This is a genomic window from Nocardia sp. CY15 (assembly GCF_009829295.1).
Taxonomy (GTDB): domain Bacteria; phylum Actinomycetota; class Actinomycetes; order Mycobacteriales; family Mycobacteriaceae; genus Nocardia; species Nocardia sputi.
On sequence record NZ_VUOT01000012.1, the window covers coordinates 23,378 to 48,639 of the forward strand.

Sequence of the window (25,262 nt, forward strand, 5' to 3'; positions counted from 1 at the left end):
ATCGTGGGCCGGAGCAACGGGTCCTCATCCGGGTCTGAAACAATGGCTCATCGTGAAGAACTTCGAATCCCTGTTCGCCGAGCTGCAGGATCGTGCGGTCAACCGCCCCGAGGGGTCCGGAACCGTCGCCGCGCTGGACGCGGGCGTGCACACCCAGGGTAAGAAGGTGCTCGAGGAGGCAGGCGAGGTGTGGCTGGCCGCCGAACACGAGAGCGACGAGTCGCTCGCCGAGGAGATCTCCCAGCTGCTGTATTGGGTACAGGTGCTGATGGTGGGGCGCGGGCTGAAGCTCGAAGACGTGTACCGACATCTGTGACGGCCGTCCGATACCCCGATTCTCCTCCCGAAAGGACTTCCTCCCATGCTGCGCGTCGCAGTTCCCAACAAAGGCGCCCTCTCCGAATCCGCCGTCTCGATCCTCGCCGAAGCCGGTTATCGCAAGCGCACCGATTCGCGTGACCTGACCGTCCTGGACCCGGCGAACCAGGTCGAGTTCTTCTTCCTGCGGCCCAAGGACATCGCGATCTACGTCGGCTCCGGTGAACTCGATCTCGGTATCACCGGACGTGATCTGGCACTGGACTCCGGCGCACCGGTGCAGGAACGGCTCGCCTTGGGTTTCGGCCGCTCCACCTTCCGCTACGCCGCACCTGCCGAGCTGGAGTGGAAGGTCGAGGATCTCCACGACAAGCGCATCGCCACCTCCTACCCGAACCTGGTGCTGAACGATCTGCGCCGCCGCGGCATCGAGGCGGAGGTGATCCGACTGGACGGCGCGGTGGAGATCTCCATCCAGCTCGGCGTCGCCGACGCCATCGCCGACGTCGTCGGCTCGGGGCGGACGCTGCGTCAGCACAATCTGGTGGCCTTCGGAGAATCGCTGTGCGACTCCGAGGGCGTGCTGGTCGAACGCAAGGATGCCGACCAGGGTGACCGGGTGCGCAACCAACTCGTCGCCAGGGTGCAGGGCGTGGTCTTCGCCCAGCAGTACGTCATGCTGGACTACGACTGCCCGAAGGACCTGCTCGACCAAGCGTTCGTCATCACCCCGGGGCTGGAGTCGCCGACCGTGGCCCCGCTGGCCGATACCGGCTGGGTCGCGGTGCGCGCGCTCGTTCCACGCAAGCAGAGCAACGAGTTGATGGACCAGCTGGCGGATCTGGGTGCGAAAGCCATCCTGGCCACCGACATCCGCTCCTGCCGCGCGTTCTGAACGCCGGATGAGCCCGACCGCCTGATCCATTCAGGCTGAGCGCAATCGGTGTGCGCGCAGCACCGCCGCCATTGGAGTCACACGACCCCCACAGACGCTCTACGCTGCCTATGCGTAGACCACTACGCGGATGGGGCTGGGATGATCGTGACGAGGTGGACCGGCGTCGAGGTTCGTGCACTGCGTCAGGCGGCATTGCGTCGCAGCCAAGAAGAGTTCGCCGCGATGACAGGCTTTTCCGATGCCGTCGTGCGCAAGTGGGCGCGGCGCGGCGCGTCCATCACCCTGACAGGCATGTTCGCGGCCGGCATGGACACTGTGCTGGAGAGTTTGGATGCGCGCCAGCTCGCGCGTTTCCGAATGGAGCTGTCGTCGTCCACCGGCATTGCCGATCACAGGCTGAAGTCGGACACTGAGCAGATCTCGGCAGGGGATCGGGCAGACACCGGTGAGTGGACGGGTCCCCAGATCGGCAGCACACTGGTCGATGGTTCCGTCGCCGAGGCGGAGCCGGCTGTGCCGGAGTCGGGAGGTGATCCTACGGACCGTCGGGATGCCCTGCGTGCGCTGGGAATCACCGGGGTTGCTACCAGCGCGGGTTTACAAGCCTTGGTGTTCGATTCCGCTCGCGAATCGGCGCGTCTGGTCAGCGCTGTCGCTCGCCCCGGTATCGATCCTGACAGCCTGCACGATGCAGCCGAAGACCTTCATCGGCTGGCAAGCGAATATGCTCTCGCGCCAGACTTGCCCAGGCTTTTTCGCGCCTTGACCGTGTTACGTGACCAGCTGGCGGCGGCAATGCACCACGCGGGCAAGCCGGCGGATATGCGCGAGCTGTATGCCTTGTTCGCCGCAACCTGCATACTGCTGGCGTCGGTGTCGCACGACCTGGCCGAGCCGCAGGCCGCAATGATCCAGACGCGCGCTGCCACCAGGTTCGCGGTGCTTGCCGGACATCGCAGCCTCGAATCCTGGGTTCGATGCACCCGCGCAATGATCGCCTCGTGGTGGGGCCGGCCTGAACAAGTGCTCAGCGAAGTGCGGAATGCCGCCGACGCACACGGCATCTCTCGGATCAGATTGGCGGGGCTCGGTGCCCGAGCTCACGCTCAGCTCGGCGATCGAACTGCCGCCGTTGCCGCTATGCGCTTGGCCCGCGCGGAACGTGAGCGTGTACCGGATGTCGACAGCCTGACCGATCTGGGTCCGGTTTTCGATTTCTCCCATGCGCGCCAGCATTATTACGACGCCATCACCTACGCGACACTCGGTGAATGGACGCAAGCTCAATCGGAAGCCGAGAGAGTGACCGAGCTTTACGCACCTACGAGGTCACAGGCGTGGCCGACGACGCTGACTCTGGCCCAGACCACTCTCGCCCGCGCGCGGTTGCACAGTGACGGACCGAGTGCTGCCCTGGAAGAACTCGGCTCGGTGTTCACGATTCCGGTAGGTCAGCGCATCCCGCAGGTTGTGACGGCACTGCGCGCACTGAAGACCGATCTGCAAGCCCAGTCGGTCGGCAAGAGGTCGGATAGTCGCACACTGGTCGATGCCGTCGATGCTTTCATCCCGGAATTCGCGCATGGCTGATGACAACCCGCTCGGTATAGCGCATCGTCTGTTGGCACCGCGCATTGCCTACCTGATCGGAACTCGTAGCCGAAGCGGCACGGCGAATCTCATTCCGGTCTCCAATTTGACGTCGGTTTCGACTGATCCGCAGCAGATCGCCCTCGCTGTATACAAGCAATGGGCGACTTACGAAAGCCTGCACAGCGCTGCGGGATTCAGTGTGACCGTGCCAACCATCGAACAATTGGATGGGGTGTGGAAGCTCGGTGCCCGATATTCGAAGTACCCGGCTACCGAGCCAGCCGAAAAGCTCTCCCGCAGTGGGCTGGAGATCGATTACGGATTGTCCGACTACGGGCCCGTGGTGCCTGCCGGTCTCGGGTGGCTGAGCTGTCGCACGATCGCTCGATTGGATCTGGGAGGCGACCACGGGATCATCATCGGGGCAGTCGAGACGGTCTGGTTCAACCCACGCCATCTCAACAGTGACGGCACACCGAAGGATGCCACGCATCCGCTGATGCAACAGACCGGGAATCTGTTCACGACCACGGCCGAAGCGCTGACCTCGGTGCGGTACTTCTAGCGTTGAACGGCAGTTGGTGCTCAGTCGGACACCGCTTCGGCCAGGGTCTCGTCCGGAGATTCGGTCGCGCCGCCGCTCGGCCAGCCGGGGTAGGGCGGCGGCGTGCCGCCGAACGCCGGGCACAGGGGCTTGTAGTCGCAGTACGAGCACAGCCAGCTGGTGTTCGGCTGGAAGTCTCCGGTACGGCCCGCCTCGAGGATGGCCGTCCACAGTGCCGAGAGCGTGCGCTCGAAGCGCAGCAACTCCTGCTCGTCGGGCGCGTAGGTGAGGATCTGCTCGTCGGCCAGGTAGATCAGCCGTAGCTGGGCAGGCACGAGGCCGCGGGTGCGCAGCACCACCAGCGCGTAGAACTTCAGCTGGAACAGCGCCTTGGTCTCTTGCGTGGGCCCCGGCGCACGACCGGTCTTGTAGTCCACGACGCGCAGCGCGCCGGTCGGCGCGATATCGATCCGGTCGACGAACCCGCGCAGCAGCGCGCCGTCGGCGAGTTCGACCTCCACCCGCGCCTCGCGCGATTCCGGCTCGAACCGGGTCGGATCCTCCAGCCGGTAGTAGCGCCGCACCAGCGCGCGAACCTCGCCGAGGAACGCGTCGAGCTGCTCGTCGGCGATCAACTGCGCGACCTCCGCCCGCTCGGCGCGCACCCGCGCCCACGCCGCCGGGACCAGGGCGTCGGCGCGCTCGGGCACCCGCTCGGCGGCGGGCAGGCCGTAGAGGTCCTCCAGCACCGCGTGCACCACCGTGCCGCGTACGGCGTGCACGGACGGCTGTTCCGGTATCCGATCGATCGCCCGCAACCGGTATTTGAGCGGGCATTGCTTGAAATCCATTGCCCGCGAGGGCGACAACGCGGGCCGGGTACGGCCCGCCGTCATGTCGGGCTCCGACGTCCGCGCGTCGTCGGCAGGGGGCGTGGACACGGGCGAGCACATACCTGGCAGGCTATCCCGCGGCACCGACACGCCGGTGCGCGACAGCACGGATTCCAACCAGCGGAACGGAGATTCATGACGGCCAGACGGACCGGGCCATTCACCATCGGTGACCGGGTGCAGCTGACCGATGCCAAAGGGCGCCTGCACACGGTGGTCTTGGAGCCGGGCAAGGAGTTCCACACCCACCGCGGCGGGATCAAGCACGACAGCCTGATCGGCGCCGACGAGGGCAGCGTGGTGCACTCCACCAACGGCACGCCGTACCTCGCGCTGCGTCCGCTGCTGGTCGACTACGTGCTGTCCATGCCGCGCGGCGCAGCGGTGATCTATCCCAAGGACGCCGCGCAGATCGTGCACGAGGGCGACATGTTCCCCGGCGCGCGCGTGCTCGAAGCGGGCGCGGGGTCCGGTGCGCTCACCTGCTCGCTGCTGCGCGCGGTCGGGCCGCAAGGCCAGGTGGTCTCCTACGAGATCCGCGCCGACCATGCCGAGCACGCGGTCCGCAACGTCGAGACGTTCTTCGGTGAACGACCGCCCAATTGGTCGCTGACCATCGGCGATGTGGCCGACTACACCGGAGAGCCCGTCGATCGCGCCGTGCTGGACATGCTGGCGCCCTGGGACGCGCTGCCCGCGGTGTCCGAGGCACTCGTGCCGGGCGGCGTGCTGATCGTCTATGTGGCGACCGTCACCCAGCTGTCCAAGGTGGTCGAGGCGCTGCGCGAGCAGGAGTGCTGGACCGAGCCGCGCTCCTGGGAGTCGCTGGTGCGGCCGTGGCATGTGGTCGGCCTCGCGGTGCGGCCCGAGCATCGCATGCAGGGCCATACCGCTTTCCTGGTCAGCGCCCGTAGGCTCGCCGAGGGCACCGTCACCCCCAAGCCGCAGCGCAGGCCCTCCAAGGGCTGAGCGTGGCCAGGGGGAACGACGACGCGGAACTCCCGGCGCCGGGCGCGCGAAGCTCAGGCGGGGACGCAGGGCGCCTGCGCGAAGCCGAACAGCAGGCAGCCGCTCGCGTCCGACAGCTTCCAGGCGCCGTCGACTTTCTCCCAGGTCAGCGGCACGGCGGGGGCCGCGCCGTGCGGGGAGTTGATGGTCACCTGCGCGTTCGCGGTGTCGCCCTGGGTGGTGATGTCGGCGACGGTGAAGGTGAGCGTGTAGCCCTGCAGGCCCGCGTTCATCTGGTCGATGTTGGCGGTGCGCTTCTCACCGTTGACGATCAGCTTGGACTTCTCCGCGGTGGGTACGTTCGGATCGGCGAGCTTGACCAGCACCGCCTGCAAGGTCTCGGCGGTCGGTGCGCCGGTCGCATGGTCGCCGTGACCGTGGGTATCAGACGCGGCGGCGCTGGTGGTGGCCGAGGTCGCCGAGGTCGCCGAGGTCGCGGCATCGGTGGTCGAGTCGTCGTCGGAGCCGCACGCCGCCAACGCGCCGGAGATGGCCAGCGCCGCCGCGGCGGTGGCAAGGGAAACGCGCAGGGTTCGCGTGGGAAGGAGCATGGTCGGGCAACCTTTCGGCTCGGGCGGCCAGCAGGCTCGCCAGGGTCTGGTTAGGGCAGGCTAACATGGTGTCCGGCCGCCGATCGCGGCCCAGATGTGATCACCAAGAAACCATGTCGGAAAGCGAGAACGGGTCGCGCCCGGTAGCGTTGATAGACCGGGACTGGGAGGAGCAGCACATGAGCCCCATCGAGAATTCGGATTCGGCGGCCTGGAGAGAGCTCGAGGCAGTACGCGCCGAGGCGGCTGCACTCCGAAGGCAACTCGCCGACTCGCCGGATCGCGCACGGGAATTGGAAGCCCGCATCGATTCGCTGACCATTCGCAACACGAAGCTGATGGACACCCTCAAGGAAGCGCGCCAGCAGTTGGTCGCGCTGCGTGAGGAGGTCGATCGGCTGGGTCAGCCGCCGAGCGGATACGGCATTCTGATCGGTGTGTACGACGATCAGACGGTCGACGTGTTCACTTCGGGTCGCAAGATGCGGTTGACATGTTCCCCGAACATCGAGACCTCCACGCTCGAATACGGTCAGACCGTCCGTCTCAACGAGGCGCTCACGGTCGTCGAGGCAGGGCGCTACGACGCGGTCGGCGAGATCGGCACCTTGAGGGAGATCCTCGACGACGGACGTCGCGCCCTCGTGGTCGGCCATGCCGACGAGGAGCGTGTGGTGTGGCTGGCCGGCCCGCTCGCCAAGGTCGCCGAGATGGACGACCTCGACGATCCCGATTCCCCCATCCGGAAGCTGCGGCCGGGCGACTCGCTGCTGGTCGACACGAAGGCCGGATTCGCCTTCGAGCGCATTCCCAAAGCCGAGGTCGAGGACCTCGTGCTGGAAGAGGTGCCCGACGTCGACTACAGCGACATCGGTGGTCTCGGCAGGCAGATCGAGCAGATCCGCGACGCGGTGGAGCTGCCGTTCCTGCACAAGGACCTGTTCCGCGAATACGCGCTGCGTCCGCCGAAGGGTGTGCTGCTCTACGGCCCGCCCGGCTGCGGTAAGACGCTCATCGCCAAGGCGGTGGCCAACTCGCTGGCCAAGAAGATCGCCGAGGCGCGCGGTGAGGATGCCAAGGAAGCCAAGTCGTTCTTCCTGAACATCAAGGGCCCGGAGCTGCTCAACAAGTTCGTCGGCGAGACCGAGCGGCACATCCGGATCATCTTCCAGCGGGCACGTGAGAAGGCGTCCGAAGGCACACCGGTGATCGTGTTCTTCGACGAGATGGACTCGATCTTCCGCACCCGTGGTTCGGGCGTCTCCTCGGACGTGGAGACCACGGTGGTGCCCCAGCTGCTGTCGGAGATCGACGGTGTCGAGGGCTTGGAGAACGTCATCGTGATCGGCGCCTCCAACCGGGAGGACATGATCGATCCCGCGATCCTGCGGCCGGGCCGCTTGGACGTGAAGATCAAGATCGAGCGTCCCGACGCGGAGTCGGCGCAGGACATTTTCTCGAAGTACCTCACCGAGGACCTGCCGTTGCACGACGACGACCTGGCGGAGTTCGGCGGCGACAAGAGCCTGTGCATCAACGCCATGATCGAGCGGGTCGTCGACCGGATGTACGCCGAGAGCGAGGACAACCGCTTCCTGGAGGTCACCTACGCCAACGGTGACAAAGAGGTCCTGTACTTCAAGGACTTCAACTCCGGCGCCATGATCCAGAACATCGTGGACCGCTCCAAGAAGTACGCCATCAAGGCGGTGCTCGACACGGGCAGCCCCGGCCTGCGCATCCAGCATCTCTACGATTCGATCGTGGACGAGTTCTCCGAGAACGAGGACCTGCCCAACACGACGAATCCGGACGACTGGGCACGCATCTCGGGTAAGAAGGGCGAGCGGATCGTCTACATCCGCACGCTGGTCACCGGCAAGAACGCCAGCGCCAGCCGCGCCATCGACACCGAGTCGAACACCGGTCAGTACCTGTAAGGTTCCGCCGGACCACGAGGGCCGCGTCTCCCAGGAGGCGCGGCCCTTCGCTTCGGACTCCGGCTGCAGCGAAGTGAATGTGACCTACGTGGCCGCGCTGGTGGACGTCGTGACGAAAGCGCGGTATGCGGAGGGGCGATCCGGGATCCGCCTCCGTTGACGCGGAGGGCGGGCAAGGATGACCGAAGGGCTGGATGTCAGAAGGCGCCCGGCATATCCGGGGGAGCCGCTGCCGCCGTTCGCCCTCGGCGGTGTAGGCGTGGTGGCGGCACTCGGCGCGCTGGCGCTGCTGGTCTCGATCGGACGGTACGGATTCTTCGGCGACGAGCTGTATTTCGTCGCCGCCGGTCGCAGGCTCGCCGTCGGTTACGCCGACCAAGGGCCGCTGCTGCCTGCGATCGCCCGCTCGATGGATATGCTCGCCCCGAATTCGCTGGTGGCGCTGCGTCTTCCGGCGGTTGTGGTAACCGTCGCGGCCGTAGTGGTGACCGCCCAGATCGCCAGGGAGTTCGGGGGCGCCCGTTGCGCGCAGGTGCTGGCCGCCGCGGGCTACGCCACCGCGCCGTTCCTGCTGGTGCAGGGCAGTCTGCTGGCCACCAACACCATCGACACGGCACTGTGGGTGGTGACGAGCTGGCTGGTGGTCCGCTGGGTCCGCACCCGACGCGACGGCCTGCTACTGGCCTCCGGTCTGGTCACCGCGCTGGATATGCAGGTCAAGTGGTTGATCCCGTTCTTCTGGATCGCGATCGCGGTGGGGGTGGCGGTCTACGGACCGCGTGAGCTGCTGCGCCGCCCGGCCCTGTGGTGGGGCGCCGCGATCGTCGCGCTGACCACCGTGCCCAGCTTGGTGTGGCAGGCGGCGCACGGTTGGCCGCAGCTGCGTCTGGGTGGCGTGGTCGCCGCGGAGCAGGCCACGATCGGCGGTCGGGCCGTCTGGCTGCCGCTGGCCCTCGCCTCCGCCGGATTGATCGGCGGCATGCTGCTGGTCTACGGCGTGTGGACGCTGTTTCGCGCCGAGAGCTGGCGGCCGTACCGTTTTCTCGGACTGCTGCCGCTGGTGCTTGTGGTGATCTTCATCGCGACCAACGGACGCCCGTACTACGCCGCGGGCTGCTACGGGGTGCTGATCGCGGTGGGCGCGGTGCGCTGGACGCAGAACCCGCGGCGCCGACGCGTGCTGCTCACCGTCCCGGTGCTGGCGATGTCCGTCGCACTGCTGGTGTTCTCACTGCCGTTGCGTCCGGAGGCGGAGATCGAGCCGGTCGCCACCCAGGCCCAAGCGGGCCTCGAGATCGCGGTCTACGGGCGATTCGGGTGGTCGGAGCTGGCGGCGGGCACGGCGGCCGCCTACCGGACGCTGCCGGAACCGCAGCGGACGTCGGCCGTGGTGATCGCGGATTCCTATTGGCAGGCGAGCTCACTGGATATCGATCGCGCGGCATACGGCTTGCCCGCCGTGTACAGCCCGAATCGAGGGTTCGGTTACTTCGGCTCCCCGCCGGACACGGCGACCACGGTGCTGTGGGTGGGCGGTACCGAGGACGGTGTGCGGGCGCGCTGCGCCGAGGTGGCCGCGATCGGGCGGGTGGACGCCCAGCTCGGATATCCCGGTGTCACTCGCGGCGTCACCGTCTGGCGCTGCGCGCAACCGCGTGCGCCGTGGTCGCAGGCCTGGCCGGCTATGTTGCGGCTGAACTGATCCGTCTCACCACCAGCCCAGGATCGGCGACAGATGCCTGCCGAGCTCCGGTGCGAGCGAGCGCGAATAGCTGGCGGTGAGGTGGTGCTCGTCGTGGTAGATCAAGATGTTGCCCTCGGTGACCGCGCACACGTCGCGTTGACACAGCGCGTCGGACAGGTCCAGCGGGAACACGTTCGGAAACGAGGCGGCGAACTCCAGCGCCGGATTGACCTCGTCCAGCGCGACCGCGCGCGGCATCCCGCAGCTGATCCGGTCGCCCTGCTGGGCGAGGCAATCGATCGCCCGGTACCGAACGCCGTCGCGGCGCAGCCACGGGGTGTCGCGGATGGCGAGCACGTTGAGTCCACGGTCGGCCAGGCGGGTCCACACGTCCAGATACTCGGCCGGCGTCTCGTCGCCCGCGCCGTCACGCGGTCGCGTGGCCGTGGTGAAGACCCACTCCGGACGTTCGACACCCAGGCGATCGATCACCTCGACGGACCAGTCCCGGCAATCCGGGATCGCTTCGCCCTTGTACATCGCCTCCGCCGCCACCGTCAGCGGGCATCCCATCTTCAAGTAGACCTCGACCCGGAAGGCGTGTTCGCGGCCCAGCGCGTCCAGAGCGGGCACCCAGTGCTCGGCGTGCGAGCTGCCGGCCACCGCGACGGTGCGTTCGGCATCTGCGTCCCCATAGGTGCAGGTGATGACGTCGCGGGTGTCCCAATCCGCGATGCAGCCGTCACGGGAGGGGTAGGCGGCGTCCGCGGGCCCTTCGTACACGGTGGGGCGCATGGGGGCTTCGGGCGTGCTCGCTCCGTTGACCAGTGCCTCCGCCCCGGGGTAAGGGTCCGGGTCCAGGAATGCCACCGCCTGCGGCGGGTTCGCTCTGGTCGCCACCTGATGACCGACGGCCGCCGCGAGCACCGCTGCGCCGAGTGCCGCGACCAATCGGCCGGTACGCGTGCTGCGCGCGGGCGTCGCTTGCGCCGACCGGTCCGACCGCATCCGCAACGGCTCCTCGACGAACCGGTTCGTAAGGTGGGCCAGCCCTAGCGACGCCCCGACGACCCCGATGCCCACGACGAGTCCGGCTGTCGCGGCTGCGGTCCGCGCCAGCACGAAGATCAGGATCGGCCAGTGCCAGAGGTACAGCGCGTAGGACAACTCGCCCAAACGCACCGCGGCCGGCGCGGCGAGCAGCCGATTGGGCAGCGGATGCCCGGCGGCGGTCAGGTTGTTGCCCGCCACGATCAACGCCAGCGCGGCGCCGACCGGCACCAGCGCAGCCGGACCGGGGAACCGATCGGCTCCGTCGATCAGCCAACCACAGGTGAGCACCCCCACCGAGCCGAGCACGGCAGCCGCCACCCGCACCAGCCGAGGCGGCGACAGCCAGGGAGCGACGACCGCCAGCAGCGCCCCGGCCGAGAGCTCCCAGGCGCGGGCGAAGCTGTCGTAGTAGTTCCAGCCCTGATGCACCGCGGTGCCGTGCGCGGCGTAGAGGAACGAGGCCACCGCGCCCGCGGCCAGAACCACCGCCAGTGCGGGGCGCAGCGCCGCGGGACCGGCGAAACGCAGGCACAGGCGTGCAGCCGCCGCCACGCCGAGCAGCGCCAGCAGATAGAACTGCATCTGCACCGACATCGACCACAGGTGCTGTAGCGGACTCACCGACGGATCGGCGGCCAGGTAGTCCGACCAGGACAGCGCCAGCTGCCAGTTCTGGTAGTACAGCAGCGACGCCAGCGTCTGCGCCGCCATCTCGCCCCAACGGGTGAACGGGCGCAGCAGCAGGGTCGCCGCGACCACGGCGGCCAGCACCGTCACGAGCGCGGGCAACAACCTGCGGACGAGCCTGCGAGCGGTGGTGACGACGCGGACCGCGCCGGTGGCTTCCGCGCCGCGCAGCAGCGAACCGGTGAAGAAGAACCCGGACAGCACCAGGAACACGTCGACCCCGCCCGAGACGCGACCGAACCAGATGTGAAAGGCCACGACCAGCGCTATCGCCACGCCGCGCAACCCGTCCAGATCGTGCCGGTACTCCTGCGCGTCCTCTCGCAGCGCAGCCGCCGTGGCGGTCGTGTCCGGGCGGAGGAACCGATCCAGCAGTCGGGCCACCGTCACCGGACCCGTACGGCGCGGTCGCTGCGGCAACGGAAGGCGACGGCTCGGTGACGAGGAGAGGTGCGGGACACGTCATTCTCTTATCACGGGCGGCGAAGCACGGTCCAACTCGCCCGATCCGTGTGGTGTGCGCAAACACCCGAGGTATACGGACAATTCGGTCACCCTTCGGGCGGGTGATGACGGTGGGTCGATAGGGTGGAGTCGTGAACGTTGAGGTGACACCCCTGCCCGGTATCGGTGTGCGTAAAGATTTCCCGCTGGCCAATACCCGGCGCCGCATAGGAGTGATCAATCATCGCGACGGCACGATGGACCTGATCGTGAGCAAGCTCGACAACCCCGACGAAACCGAACAGGTGCCCCTGTCGGGGAAGGAAGCGGCCGTGCTGGCCAGCCTGCTGGGCGCCCCGCAGCTGGTCGAGCAGTTGCGTGAGGAGCACCGCCAGTTCACCGGCCTGACCACCCGGCAGCTGTCCATCCCCGACCGATCCCGCTACGACGGGCGCAGGCTGGGCGACACCCAGATACGCACCCGGACGAAGACATCGATCGTCGCCGTGGTGCGCAGCGGACAGCCCATTCCCTCGCCTGGACCGGACTTCACCTTCACCGCCGGGGACGTGCTCGTCGTCGTCGGCACCGTGGAGGGCCTGGAGGCCGCCGCCAAGATCCTGTTAGACGGCTGAGCGGCATGGTGGCACACGAGACCGCGCTCGCGCTGATCCAGCTGGGCGCGGTGTTTTTCGGCCTGGGCCTGCTGGGACGAATCGCCGCGCGCATCGGCATGTCGCCCATCCCGTTGTACCTGATCGGCGGCCTGGTGTTCGGCACCGGCGGCCTGGTCGAGTTGCGGCAGGTCGACGACTTCATCCACCTCGCCAGCGAAATCGGCGTCGTCCTGCTGCTCTTGCTGCTCGGCCTGGAATACAGTGCGCCGGAACTGGTCACGGGCATGCGCCGGTCGTGGGCGGCCGGTGTCGTCGATATCGTGCTCAACGCGACTCCGGGTGTGCTCGTGGCGCTCGGGCTCGGCTGGGGGTTCACCGGCGCGATCGCGATGGCCGGGGTGACCTACATCTCGTCCTCCGGCATCGTCGCGAAAGTGCTCAACGACCTGGGCAGGCTCGGCAACCGGGAGACGCCGGTGATCCTGTCCATCCTGGTGTTCGAAGACTTGGTGATGGCCGGATACCTACCGGTGCTGACGGCGGTGCTGGCCGGTGTCGGCTTCCTGGCCGGGCTGAAGACGCTGGCCATCGCGTTGACGGCGGTCACAGTCGTCCTGATCGTCGCGCTGCGCTACGGCCGCTACGTCTCCGCGATAGTCGACAGCGAGGACCGGGAGATCTTCCTGTTGAAGCTGCTCGGCTCCGCGCTGCTGGTGGCGGGCGTGGCCTCCGCGGTGCAGGTGTCCGCGGCGGTCGGCGCCTTCCTGCTCGGCATCGCGATCTCCGACTCCACCGCGCACAACGCCACCAAGATCCTGGAACCGCTGCGTGATCTGTTCGCCGCGCTGTTCTTCGTGCTGTTCGGCCTGAGCACCGACCCGGCGAGCATTCCGCCGGTGCTGGGCTGGGCGTGCCTGCTGGCGCTGGTCACCACGGCCAGCAAGATCGCCACCGGATGGTGGGCGGCCAAGCGAGCCGGTGCGGGCCGCCTCGGCCGGGCGCGGGCGGGCACCGCACTGGTCGCCCACGGTGAATTCTCGATCGTCATCGCAGGCCTGGCCGTCGCCGCGGGCGCGGTTCCCGCGGAATTCGCCGCCCTCGCCACCACCTACGTGCTGCTGATGGCGGTTCTCGGTCCGATCGCAAGCCGCTTCGTCGAGCCGGTCATGGCGCTGGTGCTGCGACGGCGTGCCGAGGTGTCCTGACCGATTCGTTCAAGACCTCCGGCGGGCGGCCGAGTTGTACTGAGGTCGTCGGGATATCGGTCGTGAGTTCGGAGGTGCGGGCCGTGCAGGCGCACATCAGTGTGATCACTCTCGGTGTGAGCGACCTGGATCGCTCACTGCGGTTCTACCGGCAACTCGGCGTGTCGTTCCCCGGGATCGTCGGTACCGAATTCGTCGGCGACGAGCGGGAACCCGGCGGTTCGGCGGCCATGTTCACCTTCGGGAACGGGCTCATCCTGTCGCTGTACGGGCGTGAGGACCTGGCCAAGGACGCCGGAATCCCGGTGGAGCGGGTCGCGGGCTCACCGGTGAGCCTGGGCTGGTTCCTCGGCAGTCGCGCGGAGGTGGACAGCGCTCTGCAACTCGCGCGCGTGGCGGGCGGCGCCATCGTGCATCCGCCGCGGCAGCGGCCCTGGGGCATCTACGCGGGCTATTTCGCCGATCCGGACGGTCACCTCTGGGAAGTCGTGTTCTTCGAGGACCGGGCGAGCTGAGTTCCACGGTGGCGGCGCCGACTCGGCGCCGCCACCGGGCTGGTACGGAAGTCAGTTGCGGACGGCCGCGACCGAATCGAGCACGACATCCACGGCCGGTGCGCCGTCGGCCGACCCGTCCTTGACGCCGGCGGCCGCGATGGAGTCGAGCACGTCCATGCCCGCGGTGACCCTGCCGAACGGCGTGTAACTCGGCGGCAGCGGCGCATCACGGTAGACCAGGAAGAATTGGCTGCCGTTGGTGCCGGGCCCGGCGTTCGCCATGGCGACCGTGCCTGCCGGGTAGGTTGCGCCGGCCAGGTTCTCGTCGGGGAAGAAGTAGCCGGGGCCGCCCATGCCGGTCGCGGTCGGGTCGCCGCACTGCAGGACGAAGATGCCCTCGGTGGTCATCCGGTGGCACTTCGTGTGGTCGAAGAACCGCTCACCGGCCAGGAACACGAACGAGTTGACCGTGCGCGGCGCGCGGGCCGCGTCCAGGGCGATGGTCACGGTGCCACACGTGGTGGCCAGCGTCGCCGTGTATCCGGCGTTGGTGTCGATGCTCATGCCGGGTTCGGCGGGCCACTGCTTGCCGTTCGGCTGCCCCGCAGCCGGTGCGGCGCAACCGGTCGGCCCCTGCTCCCGAGCCGGTGCCGGGGTCGCCGAGACGATACCCGCTGTGGAGGCCACCAGCGTCACACCGACGGCGAGAACCCCGAGGATCCGCAGCGATCGCCACGGTAAACTCCGGCGCCCCGCGCGCCGACCGTCGACGAGTTCTCGTGCTTGCACTTCGCTGCTCACCGCTGGAAATCTCCTTCACTCGGGTTTGCGCACCGGACGATGCAGCGCGAATCATTCCATCTCCCCGATCGTGGTGGGGGAATACGGCTCGATCGACCGGGTGCGCGGTCCGATATGTGGGGCCTCGATGGCTGCAGATCGGCCACAAAATGTTTCCGGCAACTTGTTGGACAACAGTATTTGTTCCCGGTGATGTAGAACGAAGCATGGGAATCGTTCGAGCGGCGCTGGTCCAAACGAACTGGACCGGTGACAAAGAGTCGATGATCAAGGCCCACGAGGACTACGCGCGCCGGGCCGCCGCGCAGGGGGCCACGGTGATCTGCTTCCAGGAGCTGTTCTACGGGCCGTACTTCTGTCAGCAGCAGGACACGGAGTTCTACGAGTACGCCGAGTCCGTCCCGGGGCCGACGACCGAGAGATTCGCCGAATTGGCGGAGCAATTGCGCATGGTGATGATCCTGCCGGTGTACGAGCAGCAGCAGCCGGGTCTGCTGTACAACACGGCGGCGGTGATCGACGCCGACGGCAGCTATCTCGGCAAGTACCGCAAACATCACCTCCCGCACGTCCACGGGTTCTGGGAGAAGTTCTACTTCCGGCCGGGCAACCTGGGCTGGCCGGTTTTCGACACCGCGGTCGGCAAAGTCGGCGTCTACATCTGCTACGACCGGCACTTCCCGGAGGGTTGGCGCGCGCTGGGCCTCGCGGGCGCCGAGATCGTGTTCAACCCGTCGGCCACCTCGCGGGGCCTGTCCGGCTACCTCTGGAAACTGGAGCAGCCGGCCGCCGCGGTGGCCAACGAGTATTTCATCGGCGCCATCAACCGGGTCGGCGTCGAGGAGTACGGCGACGACGACTTCTACGGCACCAGCTATTTCGCCGACCCCGAAGGCAGATTCGTCGGCGACGTCGCCTCCGATATCGACCCCGAACTGGTCGTCCGCGATCTGGATATGGACTTGATCAAGGTGGTGCGCGACCGCTGGGCGTTCTACCGCGACCGCCGCCCCGACGCCTATGGGCCGCTGGTGGCCCCCTGAGAAGGGGGAGAAGGAGATGGCGCGCACTTTCATCCACGGCGGCACGGTGGTCTGCGCCACCGGAGCCCAACCGCTCGACGTGCTCGTCGACGGCGAGAGCATCGCCGCCGTTCTCCAGCCGGGTTCCACCGCGCTGGGCGCGGACCTCGCCGCGTCCGCCGATCGGGTATTCGACGCGACCGGCAGATACGTGATCCCCGGCGGCGTGGACGGCCACACCCACATGCAAATGCCCTTCGGGGGGACCGAAGCCTCCGACACCTTCGAGACAGGCACCCGTGCCGCCGCGTGGGGTGGCACCACCACGATCATCGACTTCGCCGTCCAGAAGCCGGGGGAGCGCGTCCAGGAGACCCTGGCCGCCTGGCACCACAAGGCGGCCGGACAGTGCGCGATCGACTACGGGTTCCACCAGATCATCGGCGAAGTCGACGACGAGTCCCTGAAGGGGATGAGCGAATTGGTGGCAGAGGGCGTCACCAGCTTCAAGCTGTTCATGGCCTACCCGGGTGTCTTCTACTCCACCGACGGCCAGATATTGCGCGCCATGCAGTCGGCGGCGGAGCTGGGTGCGCTGGTGATGATGCACGCCGAGAACGGCATCGCCATCGATGTGCTGGTCGAGCAAGCGCTCGCGCGCGGGGAGACCGCACCGTACTTCCACGGCACGACCAGGCCGTGGCAGCTGGAGGAGGAGGCGACCCACCGCGCGATCATGCTGGCCGAGCTGACCGGCGTGCCGCTGTATGTCGTGCACGTATCGGCCGAGCAGGCACTGGCGCAGATCGCCGCCGCCCGCGACGCCGGACGCAACGTCTTCGGCGAGACCTGCCCGCAGTACCTGTACCTCTCGCTCGAAGAGCAGCTCGGCGCACCCGGTTTCGAAGGCGCCAAATGGGTGTGTTCCACCCCGCTGCGGTCGAAAGCCGAAGGGCATCAGGACGAGTTGTGGCGCTATATACGCACCGGTGACGTCACGACGGTCGGCACCGACCACTGTCCGTTCTGCATGAAGGACCAGAAGGACATGGGCTTCGGCGACTTCAGCAAGATCCCCAACGGCATCGGCGGCGTGGAGCATCGGATGGACCTGATGTTCCAGGGCGTCCGATCCGGCCGGATCTCGCTGGAACGATGGGTCGAGGTCTGCTGCACCACGCCGGCCCGGATGTTCGGCATGTACCCGCGCAAAGGGGTGATCAGCCCGGGCGCGGACGCCGACATCGTGATCTACGACCCGGGCGGCCACACCAGCATCGGTCTCGGCAAGACACATCACATGAACATGGACTATTCGGCCTACGAGGGCTTCGAGATCGACGGACACGTCGACACGGTGCTGTCGCGGGGCCGTGTGGTCGTCGATGACGGCGTCTACCTCGGTCACGCGGGGCACGGCCGGTTCGTCGAGCGCGCACTGTCACAGAACCTGATCTGACGCCGCATCTCGATCCTCGGAACGGAGAGTGCCGAATGGACATCGGTCTGGTGCTGCAATGCACGCCCCCTGCCTCGCGCGTGATCGAACTGGCCAGGCTGGCGGAGACATACGGGTTCTCGCACGTCTGGACGTTCGACTCGCATCTGCTCTGGCAGGAGCCCTACGTCATCCACAGCCAGATCCTGGCGGCCACGCGCAAGGTCATGGTCGGTCCGATGGTGACCAATCCGTCCACCCGGGACTGGACGGTGACCGCGTCGACCTTCGCCACGCTGAACGAGATGTTCGGTAATCGCACGCTGTGCGGGATCGGCCGCGGGGATTCGGCTGTGCGCACCCAGGGCGGGAACCCGGCCACTCTCGCCACCCTGCGACAGGCGGTCGAGGTGATCCGGGAGCTGGGTAACGGACGCAGCGCGCGCGTGGGCGACACTCTGGTCCGCTTGCCGTGGGCGACCGGCTCGCGGCTGGAGGTGTGGGTGGCGGGCTACGGACCACGCGCCCTCGACCTGACCGGCGCGGTGGCGGACGGTTTCATCCTGCAACTGGCCGACCCGGACATCACCGCCTGGACGATCGCGCGGGTGCGGGCGGCGGCCGAGCGCGCAGGAAGGGACCCGGCGGCGATCCGGATGTGCGTGGCCGCACCCGCGTACGTCACCGACGGGACGGACGCGGCGCTCGCGCACGCGCGGCAGCAGTGCCGATGGTTCGGTGGAATGGTCGGCAACCACGTGGCGGAGATCGTCACGAAATACGGTACGGCGGGCGACATCCCGGCCGCACTCACCGACTACGTCGAAGGCAGGCGGGGCTACGACTACACCCAGCACGGACGCGCGGGCAACGTCCACGCCGAGTATGTGCCCGATGCCATCGTGGACCGCTTCTGCCTGCTGGGCACGCCCGACGAGCACCTGTCCCGGTTGCGGGAGCTGGCGGGGCTCGGCGTGGACCAATTCGCTGTCTACCTCCAGCACGACGCGAAGACGACGACCCTGGAGGCGTACGGTGAATCGGTGCTGCCTCGTCTCGCCCCTTTCCTGACCGCCGCCCGATCGACAGGGTAGCGATGGTCGGATCTGGCCGCAGTAACCCGTCGATGGCTCTCATAGCGGCCGAAAGGTGCGCTCTTCGCCGGAAAGCGCTGCCATGCCGATAACCTCGCCCAGCACCGCGCGCACAGTGGCGACCTGGTCCCCGCCTACCCTGGCGATCAGCTCGCGCTCGTAGGCGGCGTGGAATTCGCGCACCGCGACCAGTAGGTCGCGCCCTCGGGCGGACAGGTGCAGCAACTTGGCCCGCTTGTCGGCCGGATCCGGGCGCCGCTCCACGTACCCGCGCCGCACCATTTCGTCGACGACCTTGGCCGCGCCCTGCGCGCTGATACCGAGCCCCTCAGCCAGTTGACTTGCAGTGCGGGCGTTCTCGGCCAGCGAACGCAGGACGTAGCCGTAGGACGCACCGAGTCCGCGATAGCCGCGCTCATGGTTGAAGATTAGGAGACACGCATGCCACACCTCACCGCCGACAGCGCGCCACGCTTCGAGAACGACCACGCGATATTCATCGGCCTGGCCGCACCCAGCCGCGGCTCCACCGAGAACAGCGCCTGGCGACTGACCCTGAAGCCCGGCATCGACGCTCCCGCACACGCCCTGGACCGCGAGGAGATCTTCATCGCGCTGTCCGGAACGATGACCGTCACCATGGGCGACGAAACCTTCACCGTCACAGCCGGAGACGCACTAATCGTGCCCGCATACCAACAGTTCGCAATGTCCACGCCCAGTGATGAACCCTTCGAGGCAATCGTCGTATTACCCGTGGCGGACAGGGACTCATCCCCGGCCCCCCATCGTCGCCCCCTGGGCCCGCTGACCCCCATAGAAATCCAACCCGTCCCCGATTCGCGGTTCAGAGCGAGGTTTTCTTCGCCCGGAGGATCGGCATAGCCAGCGACGATCGGCGGCGACCAGAGGGAGTGTCGGATTGCCGGTGGATCCGACCTCGGTAAGGGGTAGGCATGCTCGGCTCATCGGACCGAGATCAGATCCACCGGAGTTCCGACACTCTCATTCCTCGCTGAATGAGTCTCGGCCGCGCAGGTAGTCATCGTCACAGCTGGCCATCGCGGCGATCCCCGAGATCGCGCTCATATGCGCACCGTGCGACAGACCGCGCAGGGATGGTCCCGCTGAGCCCGATACATCTGGTCAGCGGTCGAATTCGAGCCGTTCCCAGCTCAGTGCTGTTCGCCAGTCTCCGCGCTGGAATGCCCAGTCCTGGACGGCGTTCACCACGGTGTCGAACGCGGGAGAGAAGGCGCTGTCCCACGGAGCGTCGTCGCTGACGGTGGCACGGAAATGCGCATCCGGTCCTCCGTCGCGAAATTCGACGATATAGCCGTGCCCCTGCTCTGGATCCACTTGTTCATCGAGGTGAACCTGAATGTAGTAGTCACCGGGTTCGGGGCCGTCGAGCCGGTCGACGATCACGAAGGGCGCACTCAGGTTCATGTCCGCGAGGATGTCGTGCAGCTGCGTCTCGGATGGATTCTCGACCGTCCGGTAGGAATCTGTCGCTACGACTCTCGGCGATGCGGTCTGGTCTCGAGTCACTCGAGCAGAGTACGGGGTGTGTCCAGCATCAGTCGAACCACGACATAGTGGCGCACCTGGCCTATGCGGAGTTTCACTGGATAACACTCATAACCCCTGCCACTGCCGAGAGAACACCCATCACGGCGGCCGCGGCCGGCTTTATTCTCGGATCGTTCGCCCGCAGATGGCACACCACTGCTCCGATGGTCAGCCCGACCAACCCTATTGCAGAAACGATTGCCAGTGGTTTCAATGCCAACCCGCCCATCAGGCCCGCGCCACCACACACCTCCAGCGCGCCGATTACCCGGTAAGCCCAGTAGGGGAAGCCAAATCGCGCCGCATCGTCCCTCATCACTTGGAAGCCCACTAGCTTGGCCACGCCTGCCCCCATAAAACTAACCCCCAGCAGCACGATCACTATGACGACCACCTTTACCTACCTTCCGCATGAGGTCTTGATTCGAACGAATTGAGTTTTACCGCTGCTGCCCAGTCCACCAGCGTTCACCAGGACTCTGCTGGCTGTGGGAACGAATCTTGCAGGGGCTGACCGACGGCGTAGGGCGAGGTCGGTTCAGCGTTGAGTTGTGCTGGAGTGAACCCGCCGGTCTGGGCGTACCGGCGGGAGATCTCCCGGAGTTCGTCTATCGAGATCACGTCCTCGACCGCGGTGAAGCCGCCAGGGGCGCGCCGGTGCACGAGGTCGATCGCCTGCTCCGGCCCCATCCTTCGGTTCGCTGCCTGGACCCCGGTCATCTTAGGTCTGCGATCGGCCTCGAACGCCGCCAGCGCCTCACCAGGGTCATCCAAGGTGGCGAGGTAGTACGCGACCGCGCGACCGTCCACGATCGCCTGCGTCGCCCCGTTCGAGCCGACCGGATACATGGGGTGCGCGGCGTCACCGAGCAGGACAACATGGCCGAATGCCCACCGTGGCAGGGGATCCCGGTCCAGCATCGGGTACTCGAGGATGTCCACCGCCTCGGAGATCAGCGCCGAGATGTCCAGCCACGGCTGCGCCCAGCTACTGTAGTGGCGTAGCACGTGGGCGCGTCGCTCGGCGGAATTGGTTCCCCCTGGCGGCAGGGCCGTGGATGGCAGGCCGGTCACCCAGTTGATCAATGAGGGGCTGCCTGAGCTGGCCGGAGGGACGATCGGATAGACCACAATCTTCTGCTGGTCGTCGCCGATGACGATCATCGACCGTCCAGACAGGTATGGCTCGGCCCAAGTGGTCCCTCGCCACATCACGAGACCGTTGCCGCAAGGCTCGCCCTCTGCTGGATAGAGGGCGGCGCGAACCGTCGAGTGCAGGCCATCCGCGCCGATGAGGACATCGGCCTCGTGGACGCTGCTGCCGCCGGCCGCTGGGTGCTGAAGCGCCACCTTCACGCGGTCAGCGCCACGCGGCTCGAAGCCGACAACCCGCGCGTCAGTCACCAACGAATCCTGGCCCAGCCTGTGCACCACCGCGGCCGCCAGCGTTTGCTGCAGGTGACCGCGGTGCACGGACAGCTGCGGCCACCGGTGCCCGGCTGCGACTCCGCGTGGCTCCCGCCAGATGAGGCTGCCGCAACGGTGGTACAGCGAGAAGTCCAGCGTTTTCACCGCGCGGCGGGAGACCGCATCGAACACGCCGAGCCCAGTCAGCTCGCGGACCGCGTTCGGCAGGATATTGAGGCCGACACCTATCGGCTGGATGGAGGGCACCGCCTCGACCACCACGACGTTGGTGAACCCGGCCGCGTGCAACGACAGGGCCGCGCTGAGGCCACCGATCCCGGCCCCGGCGATGACAATTCGGAGATCGCTATCCACCTGAGCCGTCCTTACCGCCGTTGGCGACCCCCTGCAGTCGCGTCGGCCCGCTTGCCCCGCGGCCGTCGGCCCGCGCGACCAGCCACGCGTTCTCCCGGGTGAGATCAAGGATCTGGCGCAGCAGTTCAATGCTCCCGTTGCCACTACCCAGCTCGTACAACCGAATCTCGTCGCGGTAGGCCTTGCGTGCGATCGTCAAGTGCTTGCCGCGGAACAGCGTCAGCGCGCGAAGTGTCATGGACAGCGCCACCGCCGCATCCCGCAGCGCGGGTGGAGGCTCATGCGGGGCCACCGACTGCAACGCTTGGGTGACCTTGGTGACCACCGACGGCGAGCGTCGCCAGGCGTCCACCAACGACCGCCACTGCGGCAGCGTGTGCTGGGCGGCTTCGTCGATGAAGTCGTCGTACGTCAGCGCGCTGTGGTCGGAGGCCCAGACCAACAGATCGACGAGGAACAGCGGGACATGCGCCGCTGCAGGCCCGAGGAATGTCATCTCCGCAACGGTGACCTCCTCGAAGTAGGGCCGCATCTCGCGGGCGAAGAACTCCGGCGTGACTTTCTCCACCACCATGCTGATCGCTTTGTCGAAACAGCCGATATTCTCCGCGATGCTGGCCAGTAGTGCCGGGAATGCAGCATCATCCGGTTCCAGCGCGGCCAGCCGGACGCACTGGTCGACGGCGTCGCCGAGGTGCGGCATCGACATCCGCGGCCCGTTCATGAGGAATCCCTCTTGGGGATCGCCGGTGTACATCCGCTGGCGGCCGTCGGTCGGGTTCCACTCGGTGTAGTGGTGCACGGTGTCTCTCGGAATCATGTCGGTGCGCCGGCCCAGCGCCACCAACACCGGTTCGACCTCGGGCACTGCCTCGACGGGCTGGACGCCGTGGCGTTTCAACGAGCCGAGGAACAGGCCGAGGTCGCGCATCGCGCCCAGCGCCTGCTCCAAGGAGAACGAGGCGACCAGGCCCATATCCGGGACCAACTCCCGCAGCCGCGCGGCCAGGGCCAGCACGTCGGCCGAGGCGTTCATCGCCGGAAGGCTAGGGCAGAACTCGTCAGCGTGCAGCGGGTCCAGCGCGCTGATCACTGTGCAGTCGACGGTGCCTGCCTGGTTGGGTAACCGGGTGAACGGCATGAGTGCGCCTCCTTACTTGGCATGCAACTGGCGCAAGTACTCATAGGTAGACGGCAGGGTCCGCAACAGCTCCTGCTGTGTCTGCTTGATCTCGGCGAACACCGGTTCCGCGGAGGCGGTGTCGTCCGGGCGGTAGGCCAGGGCCGGCACCGGATGGTCCGGCACGAGGCCGAGCCCGGCGAAAATGCAGTAGTAGCTGCTGTTGGTCCAGTAGTTGCGGAACTCGGCCTCGAAGTTGGCGTAGTACGTCTGCTCGTCGGTGACCGGCATATTCACCGCCAGCCCTGCCCGGTACATCGCGATCTTCTCGGTGATGTCGTCGGCGAGCTCCAGCTCCTTGCAGGCCTTCCAGAACGGGGTGTCCTCGCGCGGGGCGAAAGTGAAGTGCGCCTGGATGAAGTCCCGGGAGTCGTCGAACATCGTCTCGATCTCCCGGTTGAACCGGTTGACCAGGACCTGGTCGAACCGCCGGTCGGGGAAGTGCTTGGCCAGCTGGTAGAGCGAGGCCGTGATGAAGTAGATGCCCGTGGACTCCAACGGCTCGAGGAAGCAGCCGGACAGGCCGATACTGACGCAGTTTTTCACCCAGGCGCGGCGGTTGCGGCCGACGCGGAAGCGGATCTGGTTGAGCGGCTGCTCTGCCGGGTCGAGGTTCCACATGCGGCAGAACTCCTCGGTGGCGTCGTCCTGGTTCTGGAACCGGCTGGAGTACACATACCCGGTGCCGAACCGGCCCAACATGGGAATCTTCCAGGTCCACCCTGACGACATAGCGATCGCTGAGGTGTAGGGCTCGATGCCGTTCGCGGCATCGTCATGCGGCACAGCAGTGGCCACTGCGCTGTCGTTCAGCAGGTGCTCGCTCATGTCCAGGAACGGCTCCCGCATCGCCTGATTGATCAGCAGGCCGCGGAACCCTGAGCAGTCGATGAACAGATCGCCTTCGAGCACCCGACCGGACTTGGTCTTCAGGGCCGAGATATAGCCACGTTGGTCGAAGACCACCTCGGTCATCTCGTCCTGGACGTGCACTGCTCCCTGCTTGTTCACTGCGAACCGGCGCAGGAAGTCGGCGACCAGGTTGGCGTCGAAGTGCCACGCGTAGTTCGTCCACCGCGAACCGTCGACGTGGCGGGGAGCCAGGTTCTTGTCCAGAATCGGCGGCTCGCGGTAGCAGGCGTAGTCGAAGGGTTCGTCGGTCTGGCCGGCCAGCTTCTTGTTCACCCAGTAGTGCGACAATGGCAAGTTGGCGTGGTTGGGCAGCAATCCGAACAGGTGGTAGTAATGATCAGTGGCGTCGCGGAAGCGCCGCCCGGTCGCCTCGCCGACACCCGGAGTGCGCCAGTTGATGAACTTGATGCCCATCTTGAAGCTGGCGTTGCACTCACGCATCCAGTCTTCCTCCGTCAACCCGAGAAAATCGAAGAACGTCTTATGCAGGTTGGGTACTGTTGCCTCGCCGACCCCGATCTTGGGGATGGCCGGGGCCTCGAGGACTGTGATGGATACTTCGTCGCCGAGTGCCTTGCCGAGATAGGATGCGGTCATCCATCCGGCAGTCCCGCCGCCGAGTACAACAACTTTATTGATACGGTTATCGTTCATTTGAGTGGTTCCTCATTGAGCATCGAAATAAGGTAGCTATGAATAGATGGCGAACCGAAAATAAAAGATAATACTTCTAGTAGGTAGGTAGCCTGTGACCCTGCCCTTGTGACCAGGCGAACTCACGTTTTTATTCAATAGTTCTGTTCGATAGTTCGCAGTCGTGCACATTCTGGTTGCAGGTAGTTCCATTGGCCTCCATCTCCGGCCAGAAGCGGTACTGGCCCAGTCCGTAAAGCAACGGCTCGAGACCAGAGTTCCGGGTGATACTGAGCGTTTCGCCGAAGACGACGGTGTGGTCACCGACCGTGGCGGTGTGGATGACACGGCACTCGGCGATAGCATGCGCGTCGCGGCTCAGACGTGGACTACCGTTCACGGACGATTGCTCCCAGTAGATGAGGTCGAACCGGTTCGGCGCGCCGGAAGCGAACAACTCGGCAGCCGATTGTGCGGCGCTGTGAAGCAGGTTCACGGAGAAGGTGCCACTGCTCACGACCGCCTCGAGCGTAGGGCTCCCGTCGCGCAGGCAGACCAGTAACGTTGGCGGGCGCAGAGTCACGCTGCTCACCGACGTGCAGGTCATACCGCGTGGTGCGCCCGAGACATCAGTGGCAGTGACGATCGAGACTCCGGTGGGAAAGCCGCGCATCATGGCCCGAAACCCCTCGGCTGTCATGTGCCGTATATCGCCGGTTGCCGTGATCGATTCGGTCATGACGGGAAGGTCTCCAACTTGACGAGGTGCGTCGTGGGTTGCCGACGCGACGCACGGTCCGCAAACGGGGTAGCCGGGCGTACACGGCGCTCATACCGTGGTGTTCGCCACGGCGTGTATATGTGGTTGAATGCGGCAGGCAATTTTGATCACCAAT

At 66.7% G+C, this 25,262-nt stretch carries 25 protein-coding genes; 14 read left to right on the forward strand and 11 right to left on the reverse strand.

Features of this window, described 5'->3' with window-relative positions; translation table 11 throughout:
- The first annotated feature begins 52 nt into the window (after window positions 1–52).
- The 4 genes from GVY39_RS16170 (at window position 53) to GVY39_RS16185 (ending at window position 3,374) form a co-directional block, all read left to right on the forward strand.
- Complete coding sequence (locus GVY39_RS16170) at window positions 53–316, forward strand: phosphoribosyl-ATP diphosphatase (RefSeq protein ID WP_039798430.1); 264 nt, start codon at window positions 53–55, stop codon at window positions 314–316.
- Between the two features lie 45 nt (window positions 317–361).
- Window positions 362–1,213 carry an ATP phosphoribosyltransferase gene (hisG, locus tag GVY39_RS16175; RefSeq protein WP_159925522.1) on the forward strand — a complete coding sequence of 284 codons (852 nt, stop codon included), beginning with the start codon at window positions 362–364 and terminating at the stop codon, window positions 1,211–1,213.
- A gap of 141 nt (window positions 1,214–1,354) precedes the next feature.
- Window positions 1,355–2,806: a DNA-binding transcriptional regulator gene (locus GVY39_RS16180; protein ID WP_159925520.1), complete on the forward strand. Its 1,452-nt coding sequence runs from the start codon at window positions 1,355–1,357 to the stop codon at window positions 2,804–2,806.
- Window positions 2,799–3,374, forward strand: a complete 576-nt coding sequence (locus GVY39_RS16185) for a flavin reductase family protein (RefSeq protein WP_159925518.1) — start codon at window positions 2,799–2,801, stop codon at window positions 3,372–3,374. Before GVY39_RS16180 ends, GVY39_RS16185 begins: the two co-directional genes overlap by 8 nt.
- 20 nt (window positions 3,375–3,394) lie before the next feature.
- Here GVY39_RS16185 and GVY39_RS16190 read toward each other — a convergent pair whose 3' ends face one another.
- Window positions 3,395–4,306 carry a RecB family exonuclease gene (locus GVY39_RS16190; RefSeq protein ID WP_159925516.1) on the reverse strand — a complete coding sequence of 304 codons (912 nt, stop codon included), beginning with the start codon at window positions 4,304–4,306 and terminating at the stop codon, window positions 3,395–3,397.
- 75 nt (window positions 4,307–4,381) lie between these two features.
- Between GVY39_RS16190 and GVY39_RS16195 the strand changes: the two genes are divergently transcribed.
- Entirely contained in the window at window positions 4,382–5,215 is an 834-nt protein-coding gene (locus GVY39_RS16195; protein ID WP_159925514.1) for a tRNA (adenine-N1)-methyltransferase, read from the forward strand.
- 53 nt (window positions 5,216–5,268) lie between these two features.
- On the opposite strand, the gene GVY39_RS16200 is transcribed toward GVY39_RS16195, so the two are convergent.
- Window positions 5,269–5,805: a hypothetical protein gene (locus GVY39_RS16200; RefSeq protein ID WP_159925512.1), complete on the reverse strand. Its 537-nt coding sequence runs from the start codon at window positions 5,803–5,805 to the stop codon at window positions 5,269–5,271.
- 179 nt (window positions 5,806–5,984) lie between these two features.
- Between GVY39_RS16200 and arc the strand changes: the two genes are divergently transcribed.
- Window positions 5,985–7,745 carry a proteasome ATPase gene (gene arc / locus GVY39_RS16205; protein WP_159925510.1) on the forward strand — a complete coding sequence of 587 codons (1,761 nt, stop codon included), beginning with the start codon at window positions 5,985–5,987 and terminating at the stop codon, window positions 7,743–7,745.
- A gap of 178 nt (window positions 7,746–7,923) precedes the next feature.
- Entirely contained in the window at window positions 7,924–9,447 is a 1,524-nt protein-coding gene (locus tag GVY39_RS16210) for a glycosyltransferase family 39 protein (protein ID WP_159925508.1), read from the forward strand.
- Window positions 9,448–9,453: 6 nt separating this feature from the next.
- Here GVY39_RS16210 and GVY39_RS16215 read toward each other — a convergent pair whose 3' ends face one another.
- Window positions 9,454–11,559, reverse strand: a complete 2,106-nt coding sequence (locus GVY39_RS16215) for an acyltransferase family protein (RefSeq protein ID WP_321212607.1) — start codon at window positions 11,557–11,559, stop codon at window positions 9,454–9,456.
- A gap of 206 nt (window positions 11,560–11,765) precedes the next feature.
- Between GVY39_RS16215 and GVY39_RS16220 the strand changes: the two genes are divergently transcribed.
- The 3 genes from GVY39_RS16220 (at window position 11,766) to GVY39_RS16230 (ending at window position 13,950) form a co-directional block, all read left to right on the forward strand.
- A complete protein-coding gene (locus tag GVY39_RS16220; protein ID WP_159925506.1) occupies window positions 11,766–12,248 on the forward strand; it encodes a cation:proton antiporter regulatory subunit in 483 nt (160 codons plus the stop codon).
- 5 nt (window positions 12,249–12,253) lie between these two features.
- Window positions 12,254–13,435 (forward strand): cation:proton antiporter, encoded by a 1,182-nt coding sequence (locus GVY39_RS16225; protein WP_159925504.1) that lies wholly within the window; start codon window positions 12,254–12,256, stop codon window positions 13,433–13,435.
- Between the two features lie 62 nt (window positions 13,436–13,497).
- Complete coding sequence (locus tag GVY39_RS16230; RefSeq protein ID WP_201295243.1) at window positions 13,498–13,950, forward strand: VOC family protein; 453 nt, start codon at window positions 13,498–13,500, stop codon at window positions 13,948–13,950.
- 51 nt (window positions 13,951–14,001) lie between these two features.
- On the opposite strand, the gene GVY39_RS16235 is transcribed toward GVY39_RS16230, so the two are convergent.
- Window positions 14,002–14,733 carry a peptidylprolyl isomerase gene (locus GVY39_RS16235; protein ID WP_236565496.1) on the reverse strand — a complete coding sequence of 244 codons (732 nt, stop codon included), beginning with the start codon at window positions 14,731–14,733 and terminating at the stop codon, window positions 14,002–14,004.
- A 206-nt stretch (window positions 14,734–14,939) separates the two neighbouring features.
- On the opposite strand from GVY39_RS16235, the gene GVY39_RS16240 reads away from it, so the two are divergent.
- From GVY39_RS16240 to GVY39_RS16250, 3 genes are read left to right on the forward strand one after another with little or no spacing between them, the layout of a single operon-like run.
- A complete protein-coding gene (locus GVY39_RS16240) occupies window positions 14,940–15,776 on the forward strand; it encodes a nitrilase-related carbon-nitrogen hydrolase (RefSeq protein WP_159925502.1) in 837 nt (278 codons plus the stop codon).
- A gap of 16 nt (window positions 15,777–15,792) precedes the next feature.
- Entirely contained in the window at window positions 15,793–17,214 is a 1,422-nt protein-coding gene (gene hydA / locus GVY39_RS16245) for a dihydropyrimidinase (RefSeq protein ID WP_159925500.1), read from the forward strand.
- Window positions 17,215–17,249: 35 nt separating this feature from the next.
- Window positions 17,250–18,287, forward strand: a complete 1,038-nt coding sequence (locus GVY39_RS16250) for a TIGR03842 family LLM class F420-dependent oxidoreductase (RefSeq protein ID WP_159925498.1) — start codon at window positions 17,250–17,252, stop codon at window positions 18,285–18,287.
- A 39-nt stretch (window positions 18,288–18,326) separates the two neighbouring features.
- Here GVY39_RS16250 and GVY39_RS16255 read toward each other — a convergent pair whose 3' ends face one another.
- A complete protein-coding gene (locus GVY39_RS16255) occupies window positions 18,327–18,737 on the reverse strand; it encodes a MarR family winged helix-turn-helix transcriptional regulator (RefSeq protein ID WP_159925496.1) in 411 nt (136 codons plus the stop codon).
- Between GVY39_RS16255 and GVY39_RS34395 the strand changes: the two genes are divergently transcribed.
- Window positions 18,729–19,172, forward strand: coding sequence for a cupin domain-containing protein (locus GVY39_RS34395; RefSeq protein WP_236565495.1), 444 nt, complete (start codon window positions 18,729–18,731; stop codon window positions 19,170–19,172). The genes GVY39_RS16255 and GVY39_RS34395 overlap by 9 nt on opposite strands.
- A gap of 261 nt (window positions 19,173–19,433) precedes the next feature.
- Here GVY39_RS34395 and GVY39_RS16265 read toward each other — a convergent pair whose 3' ends face one another.
- The 6 genes from GVY39_RS16265 to GVY39_RS16290 all read right to left on the reverse strand — a co-directional run bounded on the left by GVY39_RS16265 (window position 19,434) and on the right by GVY39_RS16290 (window position 25,105).
- Window positions 19,434–19,838: a hypothetical protein gene (locus GVY39_RS16265; protein WP_159925494.1), complete on the reverse strand. Its 405-nt coding sequence runs from the start codon at window positions 19,836–19,838 to the stop codon at window positions 19,434–19,436.
- 73 nt (window positions 19,839–19,911) lie between these two features.
- Window positions 19,912–20,241: a DoxX family protein gene (locus tag GVY39_RS16270; RefSeq protein ID WP_201295241.1), complete on the reverse strand. Its 330-nt coding sequence runs from the start codon at window positions 20,239–20,241 to the stop codon at window positions 19,912–19,914.
- An 86-nt stretch (window positions 20,242–20,327) separates the two neighbouring features.
- On the reverse strand, window positions 20,328–21,641 hold the full coding sequence (locus GVY39_RS16275; RefSeq protein ID WP_159925492.1) for a flavin-dependent oxidoreductase: 1,314 nt from the start codon (window positions 21,639–21,641) through the stop codon (window positions 20,328–20,330).
- A complete protein-coding gene (locus tag GVY39_RS16280; RefSeq protein WP_159925490.1) occupies window positions 21,634–22,782 on the reverse strand; it encodes a monodechloroaminopyrrolnitrin synthase PrnB family protein in 1,149 nt (382 codons plus the stop codon). The genes GVY39_RS16275 and GVY39_RS16280 overlap by 8 nt, the downstream gene beginning before the upstream one ends.
- A 12-nt stretch (window positions 22,783–22,794) precedes the next feature.
- The gene (locus GVY39_RS16285; RefSeq protein WP_159925488.1) at window positions 22,795–24,387 is read right to left on the reverse strand and encodes a tryptophan halogenase family protein; all 1,593 of its coding nucleotides are present in this window, start codon (window positions 24,385–24,387) and stop codon (window positions 22,795–22,797) included.
- A gap of 130 nt (window positions 24,388–24,517) precedes the next feature.
- Complete coding sequence (locus tag GVY39_RS16290; protein ID WP_201295240.1) at window positions 24,518–25,105, reverse strand: flavin reductase family protein; 588 nt, start codon at window positions 25,103–25,105, stop codon at window positions 24,518–24,520.
- Between the last annotated feature and the right edge of the window lie 157 nt (window positions 25,106–25,262).

Excerpts from the sequence above, each read along its gene's own strand:
- GVY39_RS16210 (WP_159925508.1), top strand. The coding sequence starts at position 7,924 with ATGACCGAAGGGCTGGATGTCAGAAGGCGCCCGGCATATCCGGGGGAG.
- GVY39_RS34395 (WP_236565495.1), top strand. The coding sequence starts at position 18,729 with ATGCCACACCTCACCGCCGACAGCGCGCCACGCTTCGAGAACGACCAC.
- GVY39_RS16180 (WP_159925520.1), top strand. The coding sequence starts at position 1,355 with ATGATCGTGACGAGGTGGACCGGCGTCGAGGTTCGTGCACTGCGTCAG.
- GVY39_RS16240 (WP_159925502.1), top strand. The coding sequence starts at position 14,940 with ATGGGAATCGTTCGAGCGGCGCTGGTCCAAACGAACTGGACCGGTGAC.
- GVY39_RS16190 (WP_159925516.1), bottom strand. The coding sequence starts at position 4,306 with ATGTGCTCGCCCGTGTCCACGCCCCCTGCCGACGACGCGCGGACGTCG.
- arc (WP_159925510.1), top strand. The coding sequence starts at position 5,985 with ATGAGCCCCATCGAGAATTCGGATTCGGCGGCCTGGAGAGAGCTCGAG.
- hydA (WP_159925500.1), top strand. The coding sequence starts at position 15,793 with ATGGCGCGCACTTTCATCCACGGCGGCACGGTGGTCTGCGCCACCGGA.
- GVY39_RS16280 (WP_159925490.1), bottom strand. The coding sequence starts at position 22,782 with ATGCCGTTCACCCGGTTACCCAACCAGGCAGGCACCGTCGACTGCACA.
- GVY39_RS16250 (WP_159925498.1), top strand. The coding sequence starts at position 17,250 with ATGGACATCGGTCTGGTGCTGCAATGCACGCCCCCTGCCTCGCGCGTG.
- GVY39_RS16285 (WP_159925488.1), bottom strand. The coding sequence starts at position 24,387 with ATGAACGATAACCGTATCAATAAAGTTGTTGTACTCGGCGGCGGGACT.
- GVY39_RS16290 (WP_201295240.1), bottom strand. The coding sequence starts at position 25,105 with ATGACCGAATCGATCACGGCAACCGGCGATATACGGCACATGACAGCC.
- GVY39_RS16185 (WP_159925518.1), top strand. The coding sequence starts at position 2,799 with ATGGCTGATGACAACCCGCTCGGTATAGCGCATCGTCTGTTGGCACCG.
- GVY39_RS16195 (WP_159925514.1), top strand. The coding sequence starts at position 4,382 with ATGACGGCCAGACGGACCGGGCCATTCACCATCGGTGACCGGGTGCAG.
- GVY39_RS16225 (WP_159925504.1), top strand. The coding sequence starts at position 12,254 with ATGGTGGCACACGAGACCGCGCTCGCGCTGATCCAGCTGGGCGCGGTG.
- hisG (WP_159925522.1), top strand. The coding sequence starts at position 362 with ATGCTGCGCGTCGCAGTTCCCAACAAAGGCGCCCTCTCCGAATCCGCC.
- GVY39_RS16200 (WP_159925512.1), bottom strand. The coding sequence starts at position 5,805 with ATGCTCCTTCCCACGCGAACCCTGCGCGTTTCCCTTGCCACCGCCGCG.